The sequence below is a fragment of the Streptomyces sp. NPDC059909 genome (assembly GCF_042730885.1).
In the GTDB taxonomy this organism is placed as follows: domain Bacteria; phylum Actinomycetota; class Actinomycetes; order Streptomycetales; family Streptomycetaceae; genus Streptomyces.
Genome location: NZ_JBHWKX010000002.1, coordinates 38,918 through 55,740 on the forward strand (window position 1 = coordinate 38,918; position 16,823 = coordinate 55,740).

Annotated in this window: 14 protein-coding genes and 1 riboswitch; of the genes, 9 read left to right on the plus strand and 5 right to left on the minus strand. The window is 73.1% G+C overall.

Annotated features, from left to right (window positions below):
* Positions 1-502: 502 nt before the first annotated feature.
* Entirely contained in the window at positions 503-2,101 is a 1,599-nt protein-coding gene (locus ACFV9O_RS02210; protein WP_385411200.1) for an ABC-F family ATP-binding cassette domain-containing protein, read from the minus strand.
* A gap of 226 nt (positions 2,102-2,327) precedes the next feature.
* Between ACFV9O_RS02210 and ACFV9O_RS02215 the strand changes: the two genes are divergently transcribed.
* On the plus strand, positions 2,328-3,218 hold the full coding sequence (locus ACFV9O_RS02215; RefSeq protein WP_385411202.1) for a neutral zinc metallopeptidase: 891 nt from the start codon (positions 2,328-2,330) through the stop codon (positions 3,216-3,218).
* A 172-nt stretch (positions 3,219-3,390) separates the two neighbouring features.
* Positions 3,391-3,795 (plus strand): VOC family protein, encoded by a 405-nt coding sequence (locus tag ACFV9O_RS02220; RefSeq protein WP_385411764.1) that lies wholly within the window; start codon positions 3,391-3,393, stop codon positions 3,793-3,795.
* Between the two features lie 41 nt (positions 3,796-3,836).
* On the opposite strand, the gene ACFV9O_RS02225 is transcribed toward ACFV9O_RS02220, so the two are convergent.
* From ACFV9O_RS02225 to ACFV9O_RS02235, 3 genes are all read right to left on the minus strand, one after another.
* Positions 3,837-5,240 (minus strand): hypothetical protein, encoded by a 1,404-nt coding sequence (locus tag ACFV9O_RS02225; protein WP_385411204.1) that lies wholly within the window; start codon positions 5,238-5,240, stop codon positions 3,837-3,839.
* Between the two features lie 134 nt (positions 5,241-5,374).
* Complete coding sequence (locus ACFV9O_RS02230; RefSeq protein ID WP_385411206.1) at positions 5,375-6,502, minus strand: alpha/beta hydrolase; 1,128 nt, start codon at positions 6,500-6,502, stop codon at positions 5,375-5,377.
* An 83-nt stretch (positions 6,503-6,585) separates the two neighbouring features.
* Entirely contained in the window at positions 6,586-7,272 is a 687-nt protein-coding gene (locus ACFV9O_RS02235; RefSeq protein WP_385411208.1) for a class II aldolase/adducin family protein, read from the minus strand.
* 251 nt (positions 7,273-7,523) lie between these two features.
* On the opposite strand from ACFV9O_RS02235, the gene ACFV9O_RS02240 reads away from it, so the two are divergent.
* The 7 genes from ACFV9O_RS02240 to ACFV9O_RS02270 all read left to right on the plus strand — a co-directional run bounded on the left by ACFV9O_RS02240 (position 7,524) and on the right by ACFV9O_RS02270 (position 16,057).
* On the plus strand, positions 7,524-8,831 hold the full coding sequence (locus tag ACFV9O_RS02240; RefSeq protein ID WP_385411210.1) for an anion permease: 1,308 nt from the start codon (positions 7,524-7,526) through the stop codon (positions 8,829-8,831).
* Between the two features lie 12 nt (positions 8,832-8,843).
* Positions 8,844-9,065 carry a hypothetical protein gene (locus ACFV9O_RS02245; protein ID WP_385411212.1) on the plus strand — a complete coding sequence of 74 codons (222 nt, stop codon included), beginning with the start codon at positions 8,844-8,846 and terminating at the stop codon, positions 9,063-9,065.
* 162 nt (positions 9,066-9,227) lie between these two features.
* Positions 9,228-9,368, plus strand: a riboswitch (cobalamin riboswitch).
* Between the two features lie 30 nt (positions 9,369-9,398).
* Positions 9,399-10,349: a cobalamin biosynthesis protein gene (locus ACFV9O_RS02250; RefSeq protein WP_385411214.1), complete on the plus strand. Its 951-nt coding sequence runs from the start codon at positions 9,399-9,401 to the stop codon at positions 10,347-10,349.
* Complete coding sequence (locus ACFV9O_RS02255; RefSeq protein WP_385411216.1) at positions 10,346-11,890, plus strand: cobyric acid synthase; 1,545 nt, start codon at positions 10,346-10,348, stop codon at positions 11,888-11,890. Before ACFV9O_RS02250 ends, ACFV9O_RS02255 begins: the two co-directional genes overlap by 4 nt.
* Before the next feature lie 156 nt (positions 11,891-12,046).
* Positions 12,047-14,065 carry a putative cobaltochelatase gene (locus ACFV9O_RS02260; RefSeq protein WP_385411217.1) on the plus strand — a complete coding sequence of 673 codons (2,019 nt, stop codon included), beginning with the start codon at positions 12,047-12,049 and terminating at the stop codon, positions 14,063-14,065.
* The gene (gene cobO / locus ACFV9O_RS02265; RefSeq protein WP_385411219.1) at positions 14,065-14,673 is read left to right on the plus strand and encodes a cob(I)yrinic acid a,c-diamide adenosyltransferase; all 609 of its coding nucleotides are present in this window, start codon (positions 14,065-14,067) and stop codon (positions 14,671-14,673) included. Before ACFV9O_RS02260 ends, cobO begins: the two co-directional genes overlap by 1 nt.
* Positions 14,674-14,680: 7 nt before the next feature.
* Positions 14,681-16,057 carry a cobyrinate a,c-diamide synthase gene (locus ACFV9O_RS02270; protein ID WP_385411221.1) on the plus strand — a complete coding sequence of 459 codons (1,377 nt, stop codon included), beginning with the start codon at positions 14,681-14,683 and terminating at the stop codon, positions 16,055-16,057.
* A gap of 20 nt (positions 16,058-16,077) precedes the next feature.
* Here ACFV9O_RS02270 and ACFV9O_RS02275 read toward each other — a convergent pair whose 3' ends face one another.
* Positions 16,078-16,815, minus strand: a complete 738-nt coding sequence (locus ACFV9O_RS02275; RefSeq protein WP_385411223.1) for a ZIP family metal transporter — start codon at positions 16,813-16,815, stop codon at positions 16,078-16,080.
* Positions 16,816-16,823 lie beyond the last annotated feature (8 nt).

Genomic DNA, 16,823 nt, shown 5'->3' on the forward strand with positions numbered 1-16,823 from the left:
CAAGGGCTTCATGGCCACCCATTCGACAAGGTCCGTACGACAAGCTTTGGCGGCCGCACGGCCGCCGTCACGACCGGAATCTGGGATTCCGGGGTTGACTGCCGAGACGTTTCGGCGTCTCGGAGGGTGAAATTCCAGGTCAGGGCGGCTGTGGTCCGGACGGGGCGGTTCCGGGTGCCGGGCAGGCCACGGCGGACCGTTTCGACAGATCGCCACGCCGGAGTACGAGACGCACTCACTCAGATGAAGGATCACTCATGAGCCGAATGATCCATACGAAGTGGATCAGGCCCGCCCGGCCAGAGCAGGGCGGGCCGGAACGCGGCCAGGCAGGGCCACGACCGGTGGCGACGGAGCCGGTCACACCGTGACCGGGCAGCTCCGCGACCGGCCGCGACAGGGTGTCCGACCATGGCCGGCCGGCGTCCGGCCGGTGGCGGCACCGTGGCCGGGCGGCCCGGGTCGGGTCGGGTCGGGTCGGGTCGGGTCGGGTCGGGTCAGGTCAGGCGAGCGCGACGAGGTCCGCGTAGTCCGCGCCCCACAGGTCCTCGATGCCGTCCGGCAGCAGGATGATCCGCTCCGGGCTCAGCGCCTCGACCGCGCCCTCGTCGTGCGTGACCAGCACGACCGCGCCCTTGTAGGTGCGCAGCGCGCCCAGGATCTCCTCGCGGCTGGCCGGGTCCAGGTTGTTGGTCGGCTCGTCGAGCAGCAGCACGTTCGCCGACGAGACCACCAGCGTCGCAAGGGCCAGCCGGGTCTTCTCACCGCCGGAGAGCACCCCGGCCGGCTTGTCGACGTCGTCGCCGGAGAACAGGAAGGAGCCCAGCACCTTGCGGACCTCGACCAGGTCGAGGTCGGGCGCGGCGGAGCGCATGTTCTCCAGCACCGTGCGGTCCGGGTCGAGGGTCTCGTGCTCCTGGGCGTAGTAGCCCAGCTTGAGGCCGTGTCCCTCGACGACCTGGCCGGTGTCGGGCGTCTCGACCCCGCCGAGGAGGCGCAGCAGCGTGGTCTTGCCGGCGCCGTTGAGGCCGAGGATGACGACGCGGGACCCCTTGTCGATCGCGAGGTCCACGTCGGTGAAGATTTCGAGGGAGCCGTACGACTTGGACAGGCTCTCGGCCGTGAGCGGCGTCCTGCCGCAGGGCGCGGGCTCGGGGAAGCGCAGCTTCGCGACCTTGTCGGCCGCCCGGACGTCCTCGAGGCCGGAGAGCAGCCGCTCGGCGCGGCGCGCCATGTTCTGCGCGGCGACGGTCTTGGTGGCCTTGGCGCGCATCTTGTCGGCCTGGGCGTTGAGCGCGGCGGCCTTCTTCTCCGCGTTCTGCCGCTCCCGCTTGCGGCGCTTCTCGTCGGCCTCGCGCTGCTGCTGGTAGAGCTTCCAGCCCATGTTGTAGATGTCGATCGTCGAGCGGTTCGCGTCGAGGTAGAAGACCTTGTTGACCACCGTCTCGACGAGGTCGACATCGTGGGAGATGACGATGAAGCCGCCGCGGTACGTCTTCAGGTAGTCGCGCAGCCAGACGATCGAGTCCGCGTCGAGGTGGTTGGTCGGCTCGTCGAGGAGCAGCGTGTCGGCGTCCGAGAAGAGGATCCGGGCGAGCTCGACACGGCGGCGCTGACCGCCGGAGAGGGTGTGCAGCGGCTGGCCGAGGACGCGGTCGGGCAGGTTGAGCGCGGCGGCGATGGTGGCGGCCTCGGCCTCCGCCGCGTAACCGCCCTTCGTCAGGAACTCGGTCTCCTGGCGCTCGTACTGCTTCATCGCCTTGTCGCGCGTGGCGCCCTTGCCGCTGGCGATGCGCTGCTCGTTCTCGCGCATCTTGCGGATCAGGAGGTCGAGGCCGCGGGCGGAGAGGATGCGGTCGCGGGCGAGGACGTCGAGGTCGCCCGTGCGCGGGTCCTGCGGGAGGTAGCCGACCTCGCCGGAGCGGGCGATCTGGCCGGAGGCGGGGATGCCTTCGCCCGCGAGGCACTTGGTGAGGGTGGTCTTGCCCGCTCCGTTGCGGCCGACGAGGCCGATGCGGTCGCCCTTGGCGATACGGAAGGTGGCGGACTCGATGAGGACGCGGGCGCCGGCGCGCAGCTCGATGCCGGAAGCGGTGATCACGGTAAAACTCCAGGACGGGACGGACGGCGGAAGGACGACGGGGCGTGCGGCAGCTTCGACGCCGTCTAATCCACGAGGAGAATTGCCATACGGGGCAGTCTACCGGGCATGTGCAACCGGTTTTCTGTGGTTCTCCCCACGGTGGAGCGGTCACCGGGAGCGCGGACGGAGCCCGCGAAGGTCGCAAAACGGGCGGAACATACGGGGCTGATCGATACTCGGGGGCATGCAGTTCGACGACAACGCCGACCTGGACACCTCCGAGGTCAGGGATGTGCGTCGCAGCCGCGTCCCGGGTGGCAGGGCCACCGTCGGGGGCGGCATCGTCGGATTCATCGCACTGATCGTGGGGCTGCTCTTCGGCGTGGGTCCCGACCAGCTCGGCCTCACCGACGGAGGCCAGGAGCCGGCCGTGAGCGCGTCCTCGGCGGCGGAGGTCGACCAGGCCTGCCGCAAGGGTGCGGCCGCGAACCTCCGGGAGGACTGCCGGACCGTCGCGGTGGTCAACAGCGTGCAGGACTTCTGGCGCGCGGAGTACGCGCGGCGCGGCGGGCGCTACTCGGACGCGCCGACCGTGATGTTCACGGGCAGCGTCCGCACCGCCTGCGGCACGGCCACATCGGCGGTCGGGCCGTTCTACTGCCCCGGGGACCATCAGATCTATCTGGACGTGGACTTCTTCAACGACCTGCGGACCAAGTTCGGTTCGAGCGGCGGCCCGTTCGCGCAGGCCTACGTCGTCGCGCACGAGTACGGCCACCACATCCAGAACCAGATGGGCACGCTGGCCCGCGCGCAGGACGGGGGCCAGGGCGCGGGCAGCAACGCCGTGCGCGTGGAACTGCAGGCGGACTGCTACGCCGGGGTATGGGCGCACCACGCCACGACCACGCCGGACGAGAGGACGGGCCGTCCGCTGCTGACACGGCTTACGGACGCCGACATCCAGGACGGTCTGAACGCCGCCGCCGCGGTGGGCGACGACCGGATCCAGGAGCGGTTCCAGGGGCGGGTCACTCCCGAGACGTGGACGCACGGTTCGGCCGCCCAGCGCCAGGAGTGGTTCTACAGGGGTTACCGCACGGGCGACATGGCCCAGTGCAACACCTTCCGCTGACACCTCGCCGCCGCGGACACCTTCGTCTTCCGCCGGCCGGCGCGGACGTCACCTTCCGCCGGCCCGCGCCGACGCCTCCGTCCCTCGGGTGCCGGGCATTGTCGGTGCCCCCTGCCAGACTGAGAGTCAGATCACATTCCTGTCGTCGAGCGAGGAGTTAGGGGTGATCGACATGGCGGAGGCACCGGACATCTGTCCGACGCTGGTGTACGCGGACGCCAAGGCCGCGATCAAGCAGCTCACCGAGGCCTTCGGCTTCACGGCGAACGCCGTGTACGAGGGTGAGGACGGCAGGGTCGTCCACGCCGAGCTGTCGTACGGGAACGGGTTGGTGATGCTCGGCAGCAAGGGCACGGGGAGCCAGTTCGACAAGCTGATGGAGGGCGCCGGGCCGGCCGGCGTCTTCGTGCACGTCGACGACGTGGACGTGCACCACAGCAGGGCCGCGGAGCACGGGGTGGAGATCGTGATGCCGCCCACCGACCAGGACTACGGCTCCCGGGACTACATGACGCGCGACCTGGAGGGCAACGTCTGGAGTTTCGGGACGTACCGGCCGGGGGCGGCGGAGGGCTAGGGGCCCGACCCTGCCGCTTCAGGTCCGCTGCCGGGCGCCTGTCAGGCACCCCCCGTGTGGACCTGGAAGGCCGCCCGCCGGACGGCCTTGGCGAGGGCGGGGTCGGGGTGGGCGGCCGCGAGGGCGACCAGGACCTGCACGGTGCGCGGGTGGCCGACCGCCCTGACCTCGTCCAGCAGGGCGGGGACGGTGCCCTGGACCGCCGAGTCGAGGTGGCGGACCAGCAGTGCGGCCTCGCCGTGGTCGGCGACGGCGGCCGCGGTGTCGACCCAGAGCCAGGTCGCCTCCTTGCGGGTGAGCACCTCGGCGGTGTCCTCGGGGTCCGCTCCCTCGTACTCGGCGAGCCAGAGCAGGGCGTACGGCCGCAGGGACGGCTCCTCGGCCGCTGCGCGGACCCCGGCCTCGGCCGGGGCGCCGACGACCCGGAGCGCCTCGAAGGCGACGCCGCGGAGCAGGGCGTCCTCGCCGCGGGCGGCGGCGAGGAGTTCGGTGACGGCGCTGGAGACGGTACGGGCGGCGAGCCAGGCGCGGTACTCGTCACGGGCGGGGCCGGGGGTGAGCAGGGCGCAGGCGCGGAGCATGTCCTCGGCGGACTGCTCGATATGGCCTGCGGGGCTCTGGGCGGCGACGCAGATCTGCTCGAGCTTGACCCAGACCGCCCAGTTGCCGAGCGGGGTGAGTGTGGCCTGGCCCGGACCGAGGGTGAGGGCGCCGACCGCGGCGAGGCCCTCCAGGGCCCAGTCAAGCAGGGCGGAGAGGGAGACGTCGGAGTCGGCCGCGGCGGGGGCGGTCGCGCCGGGGCCCACCGGGACGGAGTCGGCCGGGACGGAGTCGGGCTGGGGTCCGTAGGGCACTTCGCAGCGCTCCTCGCGGAGTTCCACGACGCGCTGCTGGAGCAGATCGAGCAGGGCCGGTACGAGCACGGGTCCTGCGGAGAGCTGGAGGAGGGAGAGCACCTGGGGGACGGCCTCGACGACCTCCGCGACGGCTGTGGGAGCGACGTCCGCGGGCGCGGGGTGGACGAGGGACCAGGCGTCGAAGAGGGCGACCCAGCCGCGCAGCACGGCGGTGTCGTCGCGGTCCCAGGCGTTCAGCCGCCAGCCGGGGCGCGCGGTGTCGCCGTGGAGCTCCACCAGTCCGGCGAGCCGGGCGCGGTCCCAGCCCGCGCTCACCTGGTCCGGCGTCAACTCCAGTGCGGCCGCGGCCCGTTCCAGCACAGCAGGGCCGACCGCCGCGTCGCGCTCGGCGGCGGCCCAGCGGGCGACACGGACCGCGTCGGCGAGCACCTCGCGCGCCTGGCGGGCCAGTTCCGCGGCCGGAGGAGTGCCCTCGGGCGGGCGCGGAGCGGGGCGCGTACGCCGGTTCGTCACGGCGCGGCGCGCCGTGACGGTGGGGCGGGGGCGGACAAGACGGAGTCTGGAGTCGCGCAGGTTACGGGACGTCACGGGAGCAGTCTTCCCGTTGACGGCCCGAAAGCCCAAACGGAATCCGTGATCTCGCGGAAAGGGGTGGCCGGGAGGCGGCTCCGGAGCGGCTCCGAGGCTGCTCGGAGGTGGCCGCGGGGTTGCCGGACGGGTGGTCAGACGAGGGGGGTGAGAAAGCGGCGGAGGGTCTCCTCGTAGCGGGCCGGGTCCACGTTCCACATGGCGCCGTGCGGGGCGTCGGGCACGGTCTGGAGGCTGACCAGGTCCGGGCGGCGGGCCGCGAGCTCCTGGGACGGGGCCCAGGGCGCGAGTCTGTCGTCAGGGCCGTGGAAGATCAGCGCGGGGACGCGTACGGCGTCCGGGTCGGCGGCCTCCCGCAGCCGGTCGCCGTGCAGCCCGGTGCGGCCCTTGGCCGCGCGCACGGCGAGGGGCAGCAGGAAGGACGGGGTGCGCCGGGCGGTGGCGAGGGCGCGCAGGGTGGTCTCCCAGTCGAGCACCGGGGAGTCCAGGACGAGCCCGGCGATCCGGTCCCGGTACGCCGAGTTCGCGGCGGCGTGCAGGGCCATCGAGGCGCCGGTGGACCAGCCGTGCAGGATGACGCGCTCGGCGCCGCGGCGGACGGCGTACCGGACGGCGGCGTCGAGGTCGCGCCACTCGGAGTCGCCGAGGTGGCCGAGGCCGTCCGGGGAGCCGGGCGCGCCGGGGTCGCCGCGGTAGGTGACGGCCAGCACGGGCAGCTGCCGGCCGACGAGGAAGGGCATGAGGTTCAGGGTGTGCTGCCGCGTGGCGCCGAGGCCGTGCACGGCGATGATCCAGGTGCTGCGGGGGCCGGGGACGAACCAGGCGGGAAGCGAGCCCAGTTCACCGGGGATGTCCACGTCCTCGTGGTCGATGCCGAGGGCGCTGGTCGGGGTGCCGCTGTGCACCTGCGGGGTGAGCCGCACCTTGGTGCCGATGTCGAGGCTGCCGTGCCCCACGCTCTCCAGCCGGCGCACGACGGTGTCCGCCGCGTGCGGCACGTCCTCGAGGACGGGGCCGACGACAGCGTGCACATCGGTGCCGGTGAGTCCGTAGGTACCGGGCCGGAGGGAGACGAGGCTGCGGGTGAGGGTGATCCTGCCCGGTCCTGTGGCGTGCACGGTGAGCCGGGGCTCGCCGGGCAGGGGCCGTCCGGGAGGTGCCTTGAGCGCGGCATCGCTGGCGTAACGTCCCGCCGCGAACGTGGCCGCGCCAAGACCTATCAGGGTGGTGACGGCCGCTGCCGTCGCTGTAACCGGGCGCACCGCTCCAGTGTCGGCACGTCCCGGCCGGGCTGCCAGTGGACGGGTCACGATGGGTGACGCTCCCCAGCGGTCCGGCCGACCGGTCAGCGGGGCTGTCCGTAGCTGCGGAGCTTGTCGCGCACCTCGTCGACCTGGGCGCGGGACAGCAGGGACGGCTCATGGCCGGGGACGGAGCTCGCGGTGAGCCAGACCCGGCACATCCACTCCAATTGGGCCGTTCGGTCGTACGCCTGGTCGAGCGAGGCTCCGTAGGCGACGGTTCCGTGGTTCTGGAGCAGGCATCCCGTGCGGTCCGCCAGGGCCCGGAGCATGTTCGCGGCCAGCTCGTCCGTTCCGTAGAGCGCGTACGGGGCGACGCGGACGGGGCCGCCGAGGGCCGCGGCCATGTAGTGGATCAGCGGCAGCTCGGTGACCAGGGTGGAGACGGCGGTCGCGTGCACGGCGTGGGTGTGCACGACGGCGGCCGCGTCCGTGGCCCGGTAGATCTCCAGATGCAGCGGGAGCTCGCTGGTGGGGGTGAGTTCGCCGAGCAGCTGCCGCCCGTCGAGGCCGACGGCGAGGGGGGCCTCCGTGCCGAGCCGTTCGTAGGGCACCCCGCTCGGGGTGACCAGGACCAGCTCGCCGTCTTCCGTGGAGACCCGTACGGAGACATTGCCCGAGGTCCCGACGACGAGTCCGTCCGCCGCGGTTCTGCGGGCCGTGGCCACGAGGTCCGCCCAGGCCCGCCCGATCACGTCCTGCCGCTGCCCCTGCTCCTGCTGCCTGGTCATGCGGTGATCCTTCCACCACGGCGCCGGCCTCCGGAGTGACCAGGATCTCCTCGGCGGACCGGCAGCCCCTGCCGAAGGGGGTCACCACCCGCCCACTGGCGGGCCCCTGCCCGTTTCTGGCGCCTCTTCCTGCACAAGCGGAACGACTGTAGCCATGTCGAGACACCGCACCGCCCGCCTCAGTTCACCTTCCGTTCACCCAGGTTGCCTACGGTCGCCGAGCCACTGACATCCAAAAGAAGCCTGGGTAAATGGAAAACATCACGCTTCTCCTCGGGATCGTGATCATCACCGCTCTCGTGTTCGATTTCACGAACGGTTTCCACGACACAGCCAACGCGATGGCGACGACCATCTCGACCGGCGCACTCAAGCCCAAGACGGCGGTGGCCATGTCCGCCGTGCTGAATCTTGTCGGCGCATTCCTGTCCGTCGAGGTCGCCAAGACGATCTCCGGCGGGATCATCAACGAAGAGGGCATCCGCACCGAAGTGATCTTCGCGGCGCTCGTCGGCGCCATTCTGTGGAACCTCTTCACCTGGCTGCTGGGCCTGCCGTCCAGCTCCTCGCACGCGCTCTTCGGCGGTCTCATCGGCGCAGCCGTGATGTCCGCCGGTTTCTCGGCCGTCAACGGCGGGACCATCGTCACGAAGGTCCTGATCCCGGCCGTCGCCGCGCCGATCGTCGCCGGTCTCGCCGCGCTCCTCGCGACGAAGCTGACGTACCGCATCGGCAGCAAGGCGGACGACAAGGCCACGTCCAAGGGCTACCGCGCCGGCCAGATCGCCTCGGCCGGACTCGTCTCCCTCGCCCACGGCACCAACGACGCGCAGAAGACCATGGGTGTCATCACCCTGGCCCTCGTGACCGGCGGCGTCCTCGCCCCCGGCTCGAACCCGCCGCTGTGGGTGATCGTCTCCGCCGGTATGGCGATCGCGCTCGGTACGTACCTGGGCGGCTGGCGCATCATCCGCACCATGGGCAAAGGCCTCACCGACCTCCGGCCGCAGCAGGGCTTCGCCGCCCAGACCAGCGCCGCGACGGTCATCCTGGCCTCCTCGCACCTCGGCTTCTCGCTCTCCACCACCCAGTCGTGCTCCGGCGCGGTCATGGGTGCGGGCCTCGGCCGCAAGGGCGGCGTGGTCCGCTGGTCCACCGCCACCCGGATGTTCATCGCCTGGGGCCTGACGCTGCCGGCCGCCGCTCTGGTCGGCGCCGGGGCCGAGTTCCTCACCAGCCAGGGCGCCTGGGGCGTCGGCGCCGTGGCGGTGCTGCTGATCGCGGGTGCCGCGGTCATCTGGTCCCTTTCGCGCCGCAAGCCGGTCGACCACACCAACGTCACGGACGACGAGATCGCCGAGCCCGCGGGCGTGGTCACCACCGCCATCGCGGCCGTCACCCCGCCCCCGGCCGGCGTCGCCACCGCCGCGGCGACCGAGCCCGAGGACCTGAGGGCCACCATCCCCGCCCCGGCCGCCGAGACCACCCCGGCCCCCGCGACCGTCCCGGCGCCCACGACCGCCCCCGCGACCACCGCGGCGCCCGCCGCCACGGTGTAAGGAAAGAACAGCATGAAGATCGACTGGGCAGCTCTGGGCTCCGTCTTCGGCGTGAGCCTCGTCGTCACCGTCGCCCTGGTGGGCCTGTTCACCCTGGGCATCGCGGGCCTCTCCAAGCAGGAGGCCGCAGCCGCACAGGGCGGCTCCGCCGGACTCGCCCGAACAGGTGCGTACGCCTGCTTCGCGCTCTGCACGGCAGCGGTGACCTACGGGATCTGGCTCATCGTCGCCTGATCACCGTCGGACGGCGCCGCCCGACGGTCGGCACGGCACATCCTCGGTACAGGGGCCGGGCACACCTCCGGGTGGGTCCGGCCCCTGTCGTGTGCGCCCCCGCGTGCGCCCCCATGTGGCACTCCGCACACTGTCCCGCCGCAGGTCAAGGGCGAGTTGACGGGTGTTCGCGGCCATGGTGGACTTCCGGAGCCATTTACGGCGGCAGAAGAGGAAGCCGGTGCGAATCCGGCGCGGTCCCGCCACTGTCACGGGTGCACTCCACTCCCGGAGCCAGGAACTCTCACCGCCGGTCACGTCGAGCCAGGGCGCGGACCCTGAGTGAGGACGAACATGCGTGCAGAGCGGACCTTTGCATGCGGTGCAGCTGCCGGACTCGCCGGCGACCTGCTCTTCGGCGATCCGCGCCGAGGACATCCGGTCGCCGCGTTCGGCCGGGCCGCCGCTGCCGTCGAGCGGGCGCTGTGGCGCGACCACCGCGGGTGGGGCGCGGTCCACACCGCCGTGTGCGCCGGGGGCGCCGTCGCCGCAGGCGCGCTGGCCGCTGCTTCCGTACGCCGTTCCCGTACCGCATCGATCGCGCTGACCGCGGCCGCCACCTGGGCCGTCGTCGGCGGAACGTCACTGGGACGGGAGGCCAGGGCCGTCGGCGGAGCGCTGGCGGCCGGGGACATCGAGGTCGCGAGGGAGCGGCTGCCCCATCTGTGCGGGCGGGACCCGCAGGCGCTGGACGGCCCCGGAATCGCCCGCGCGGTCGTCGAATCCGTCGCGGAGAACACCTCCGACGCGGTCGTCGGCGCGCTCGTGTGGGGCGCACTCGGCGGGGTCCCGGGACTGGTGGGCTTCCGTGCCGTGAACACGCTGGACGCGATGGTGGGTCACAAGTCGCCCCGCTACCGGCGGTACGGCTGGGCGTCGGCGCGGCTCGACGACGTCGCGGGCTGGCCGGGCGCACGTCTCACCGCCGCACTCGCGGTCCTGGCGGGGGGCGACCCGCGCGGCGCCGTACGGGCCTGGCGCGCCGACGCCGCGAAGCATCCGAGCCCCAACGCGGGACCGGTGGAGGCGTCGTTCGCGGGGGCCCTCGGCGTACGGCTCGGCGGGACGCTCTCGTACGGCGGACGGGTCGAGCACCGGCCCGTGCTCAACGGCGACGGCCGGGCCGTCGAGTTCGCGGACATCGAGCGTGCGGTACGGCTGTCGCGGCGCGTGGGCGTACTGGCGCTCGTGGCGTGCGCGGGCGCGCGGCTGGCCGCCGGGGCCCTGAAGGGGAGGCATGCATGAGCGGGGGCGGACTGCTGGTCGCCGGGACGACGTCGGACGCGGGCAAGAGCGTCGTCACGGCGGGGATCTGCCGGTGGCTGGTGCGCCAGGGCGTGAAGGTCGCGCCCTTCAAGGGACAGAACATGTCCCTCAATTCGTTCGTGACGCGCGAGGGCGCGGAGATCGGCCGTGCGCAGGCCATGCAGGCGCAGGCGGCGCGGGTGGAGCCCTCGGCGCTGATGAACCCCGTGCTGCTCAAGCCGGGCAGCGACCGGTCCAGCCAAGTCGTGCTGATGGGCAAGCCGGTGGGCGAACTGAGTGCACGCGGGTTCTTCGGGGGGTCTGGGGGGTCCCCCGGGAAAATGCTGCACGGCGGGCGGCAGCAGGCGCTGTTCGGGCCCGTCATGGAGTGCCTGGAGGAGCTGCGGGGCACGTATGACGCCGTGATCTGCGAGGGGGCCGGCAGCCCGGCCGAGATCAATCTGCGGCGCACGGACATCGTGAACATGGGCGTCGCCCGGGCTGCGGGCTTCCCCGTGGTGGTGGTCGGGGACATCGACCGGGGCGGGGTCTTCGCGCAGTTCTTCGGTACGACGGCGCTGCTCGCCGCGGAGGACCAGGCGCTCATAGCGGGCTACCTCGTCAACAAGTTCCGGGGCGATGTGACGCTGCTGGAACCGGGGTTGGAGATGCTGCACGGGCTGACCGGGCGGCGGACGTACGGCGTCCTGCCGTACGCGCACGGCCTCGGCATCGACGAGGAGGACGGGCTGCGCGTCTCCCTGCGGGGTGCGGTACGCGAGTCCGTCGTCGCCCCGCCGGTCGGCGAGGACGTGCTGCGCATCGCGGTCTGCGCCGTACCGCTGATGTCCAACTTCACCGATGTGGACGCACTGGCTGCCGAGCCGGGCGTGGTCGTGCGCTTCGTGGACCGCGCCGAGGAGCTTGCCGACGCCGACCTGGTCGTCGTGCCCGGCACGCGCGGCACCGTGCGCGCCCTGGAGTGGCTGCGCGAACGCGGCCTCGCGGATGCGATTGCCCGCCGCGCGGCGGAGGGCCGTCCGGTGCTCGGCATCTGCGGTGGCTTCCAGGTGCTGGGCGAGCGGATCGAAGACGAGGTCGAGTCACGGGCCGGGTCCGTGGCAGGGCTCGGGCTGCTGCCGGTGCGGGTGCGGTTCGCGCCCGAGAAGACCCTCGCACGGCCGGTGGGCGAAGCGCTCGGAGAACCGGTCGAGGGGTACGAGATCCACCACGGCGTCGCCGAAGTCCTGGGCGGAGAAGCCTTTTTGGACGGCTGCCGGGTCGGATCGGTGTGGGGCACCCACTGGCACGGCTCGCTGGAGAGCGACGGCTTCCGGCGGGCATTTCTGCGCGAGGTGGCCGCGGCCGCCGGGCGCCGTTTCGTACCGGCCCCCGACACGAGCTTCGGCGCGCTGCGCGAGGAACAGCTGGACCGGCTCGGCGACCTGATCGAGGAACACGCGGACACGGACGCGCTGCTGCGGCTGATCGAGGACGGCGCGCCCTCGGGGCTCCCGTTCATCGCACCGGGCGCGCCGTGAGCGCCTGCGGCGGGGCTCCTTCGGAGCCCGTCCGGCGCTTGAGGAAGAACACCCGGGCCCACCTGACGGTTCCGGTTTCCGATGGAGCCGACGCCCTCGGCAGGGCACGAACGAGCCGCGCAACCGGCGTGGCTCCAGCGAAGGAGTGATCACCCGATGAGCACCCCCTACCCGTTCACCGCCGTCGTCGGAATGGACGATCTGCGGCTCGGGCTCCTGTTGAACGCGGTCTCGCCCGCGGTCGGCGGTGTGCTCGTACGCGGTGAGAAGGGCACCGCCAAGTCGACCGCCGTGCGGGCGCTCGCGGCGCTCATGCCGGATGTGGACGTGGTCGCCGGGTGCCGGTTCTCGTGTGCGCCGGGGGCGCCCGATCCGGGGTGTCCTGACGGGCCGCACGAGGCCGCACCCGGCACCGCCCGGCCGGCCCGGATGGTCGAGCTGCCCGTCGGGGCCTCGGAGGACCGGCTGGTCGGGGCGCTCGACATCGAGCGGGCGCTCTCGGAGGGCGTGAAGGCGTTCGAGCCCGGGCTGCTCGCGGACGCGCACCGGGGCATTCTGTACGTCGACGAGGTCAACCTCCTCCACGACCACCTGGTGGACCTCCTGCTGGACGCGGCCGCCATGGGCGCCTCGTACGTGGAACGCGAGGGCGTGTCCGTGCGGCATGCCGCACGCTTCCTGCTCGTGGGGACGATGAACCCCGAAGAGGGCGAGCTGCGGCCGCAGTTGCTGGACCGGTTCGGGCTGACCGTCGAGGTGGCCGCGTCGCGGGAGCCGGAGCAGCGGGTCGAGGTCGTGCGCCGGCGGCTGGCGTACGACGACGACCCGGCCGGCTTCGCGGCGCGCTGGGCGGACGAGGAGGCGGCGCTGCGCCAGCGGATCGTGGCCGCGCGGGCGCTGCTGCCCGGCGTGGTGCTGGGTGACGGGGCCCTGCGCCGGATCGCGGCGACGTGCGCGGCGTTCGAGGTGGACGGCATGCGCGCCGACATCGTGATGGCCAGGACGGCGACGGCGCTGGCCGCCTGGGCGGGGCGCACGGACGTGCTCGAGGAGGACGTCCGGCAGGCGGCTCTGCTGGCGCTCCCCCACCGGCGGCGGCGTAACCCGTTCGACGCGCCGGGCCTCGACGAGGACAAACTCGACGAGACGCTCGAGCAGTTCGGCGGGGACGACGAGCCCGAGCAGGACCCCGACCACGATCCGGACCCGGATCCCGACGGCCCGGACGGCGGGCCCGGCGGCGGCCCGGGGGGCGGGGGCGGGATTCCGCCCCAGTCGCAGGGGCCCGAAGCCCCGGCGCCCGCCGAGGAGCGGCAGGCCCAGGGCCCGGGCGAGCAGTCCGCCGTACGGGCCGCCGAACCGTTCCGTACGAAGATGCTCAGCGTTCCCGGGCTCGGCGAGGGCGCGGCGGGGCGCCGCTCCCGCGCCCGTACCGAACACGGCAGGACGACCGGCGCCCGGCGGCCCCGGGGGGCGCTCACCAAGCTGCACCTGGCGGCCACCGTGCAGGCCGCGGCCCCGCACCAGCGGGCGCGCGGGCGGTCGGGCGCCGGTCTCGTGGTCCGGCGTGACGATCTGCGCCAGGCCACGCGCGAGGGCCGCGAGGGCAATCTCGTCCTGTTCGTCGTGGACGCGTCCGGGTCGATGGCGGCCCGGCAGCGGATGAGCGCGGTCAAGGGCGCGGTGCTGTCCCTGCTGCTGGACGCCTACCAGCGGCGCGACAAGGTCGGTCTCGTCACCTTCCGCGGTACGGGCGCCGAGGTGGCACTGCCGCCGACGTCGTCCGTGGACGCCGCGGCCGCACGCCTGGAGAAGCTGCCGACGGGCGGCCGGACCCCGCTGTCCGCCGGCCTGCTCAAGGCGCACGACGTGCTGCGCGTGGAGCGGCTGCGCGATCCCTCGCGCCGCCCCCTGCTCGTGGTGGTGACGGACGGACGGGCGACCGGCGGCCCCGACCCGGTGGCGCTGGCCGGGCGGGCCGCGCGGCTGCATGCCGCCGACGGCACCGCCTCCGTGGTCGTCGACTGCGAGACCGGCCCGGTCCGGCTCGGTCTCGCCGGACGGCTCGCCGCCGACCTGAGCGGCACCGCCATCACCCTGGACGAGCTGCGCGCGGACAGCATCGCGGGGCTCGTCAGGGACGTACAGGCAACGACAACGAGGAGGGCCGCGTAGTGCCGCAGGGACAACCGACCGTCGTACCGGACGACGGACTGACCACCCGTCAGCGCCGCAACCGCCCGCTGGTGATGGTGCACACGGGCATCGGCAAGGGGAAGTCGACCGCCGCCTTCGGGATGGCGCTGCGCGCCTGGAACCAGGGCTGGCCGGTCGGGGTGTTCCAGTTCGTCAAGTCGGCGAAGTGGAAGGTCGGCGAGGAGAACGCGCTGAAGGTCCTCGGGGCGTCCGGGGAGGGCGGGACCGTCGACTGGCACAAGATGGGCGAGGGGTGGTCCTGGATCCAGCGGGCCCCCGCCGACGGTGAGCTGTCGAACGAGGAGAAGGCGCGCGAGGGCTGGGAGCAGGTCAAGCGCGACCTCGCCGCCGAGAAGTACCGGTTCTACGTGCTGGACGAGTTCGCGTACCCGCTGCACTGGGGGTGGGTGGACACGGACGAGGTGATCCAGGTGCTGCGCGACCGCCCCGGCACCCAGCACGTCGTCATCACCGGGCGCAACGCCCCGCAGGCGCTGCTCGACTTCGCCGATCTCGTCACCGACATGTCCAAGGTCAAGCACCCGATGGACGCGGGTCAGAAGGGCCAGCGGGGCATCGAATGGTAGGCATCGAGTGGTAGCACGTCTCGTCATCGCCGCACCGGCGTCGGGCAGCGGCAAGACCACCGTCGCGACGGGCCTGATGGCCGCCTTCGCGGCGATCGGTCTCGCCGTCTCCCCGCACAAGGTGGGCCCCGACTACATCGACCCGGGCTACCACGCGCTCGCGACGGGCCGCCCCGGTCGTAACCTCGACGCGTACATGTGCGGTACGGAGCTGATCGCGCCCCTGTTCGCGCACGGCGCGCGCGGCTGCGACCTGGCGGTGATCGAGGGCGTGATGGGGCTGTACGACGGCGCGGCCGGCGCCGGTGAACTGGCCTCGACGGCCCAGGTCGCGAAGCTGCTGCGGGCGCCCGTGGTGCTGGTCGTGGACGCGTCGTCGCAGTCGCGGTCGGTGGCGGCGCTCGTCCACGGCTTCGCCTCCTGGGACCCGCAGGTGCGGCTCGGCGGCGTGATCCTCAACAAGGTCGCGACGGACCGCCACGAGGCGCTGCTGCGGGAGGCCCTGGAGGAGTCGGGGGTACCGGTGCTGGGCGTGCTACGGCGGGCCCCCGCGGTGGCGACGCCGTCCAGGCACCTGGGGCTGGTGCCGGTGGCGGAGCGGCACGCGGAGGCTGTGGCGGCGGTGGCCGCGCAGGCGGAGCAGGTGCGTCTGGGGTGCGACCTGGAAGGGCTGCTGGCGTTGGCACGGAGTGCGCCGGCGCTCCACGAGGAGCCGTGGGAGCCCACCGGGTTGTGGGAGCCCACCGGATTGCGGGCTGCCGACGACCGCAGGCCCGTCGTCGCCGTCGCCGGCGGTGCCGCGTTCACGTTCTCGTACGCCGAGCACGCGGAACTGCTCACCGCCGCCGGGGCGGAGGTCGTCCCGTTCGACCCCCTCCGGGACGAGGAGCTGCCCGACGGCACCGCAGGCGTCGTCATCGGCGGCGGTTTCCCCGAGGTGTACGCCCCGGAGCTGTCCGCCAACTCCCGTCTGCGCAAGGCGGTCGCCGAGCTGGCGCAGGCGGGGTCGCCCGTCGCCGCCGAGTGCGCCGGGCTGCTCTATCTCGCCCGTTCACTGGACGGGAAGCCCATGTGCGGGGTGCTGGACGCCGATGCGCGGATGTCGGAGCGGCTCACCCTCGGCTACCGGGACGCGGTCGCCGTGAGCGACAGCGTCCTGGCCGCGGCGGGGACGCGGATGCGCGGGCACGAGTTCCATCGCACGGTCCTGGAGCCGGGCGCCGGGCCGCAGGCGGCCTGGGGGCTGCGGCAGCCCGAGCGGCGGGTCGAGGGCTTCGTCCAGCAGGGTGTGCACGCGAGTTACGTGCACACGCACTGGGCCGGGGTGCCGGACACGGCACGCCGTCTCGTCCGGCGGTGCGCGGAATGGTCAGGGCGAGCATGAGGCACAGCCGCTGCCCGGCGTCACTCGGCCACACCCGTCACCAGCCAGATGAACGCCACGCCGGCCACGGTGCACAGCAGCGTGGAGCGGGCCGGATGGTCGTGGTGCGCCTCGGGCAGGATCTCCGCGGCGGCGAGGTAGAGCAACACTCCGCCGAAGAAGCCGAGATAGCTGCCGAGCAGCTCCTGCGGCATCGTGAACAGCAGGGTGGACGCCGCACCGGCCACGGGTGCGAGCGCGGCCGCGAAGAGCATGGCGAGGGCCTTGCGGCGCTCGTTCCCGTACAGGCTGGTGATCGTGTACGTGTTGAAGCCGTCGGCGAAGTCGTGGGTGATCACGGCGAGTGCGACGGTGGCGCCCATCCCGCCGCCGGCCTGGAACGCGGCGCCGATGGCGATGCCGTCCATGAGGCTGTGGCCGACCAAGGCCGCGGCGGCGGCCATGCCGAGCTGGGGTGCGTGGTGGTCGTGGCGTCCCCCGTTGTACGCGCCGTGCGACGCCTGACGTCCCGCCAGCAGCCGCTCCACGAGGTGCGCGAGCAGGAAACCGCCCACGAAGAGCAGCAGCGCCTGGGGGACCCCGAACACCTCGTGGCCCGCCGCCTCCACCGCCTCCGGCAGCAGATCGAGCCCGGCCGCGCCGAGCATGAGCCCGCCCGCGAGGCCCAGCACGAGGTGGCGCCGGTCGGTCACGCGCTGCGCCGCCCACCCGCCCACCAGCGTCATCAGGAACGCGCCGAGCGCGACGAACACCGCCATGGGTTCTT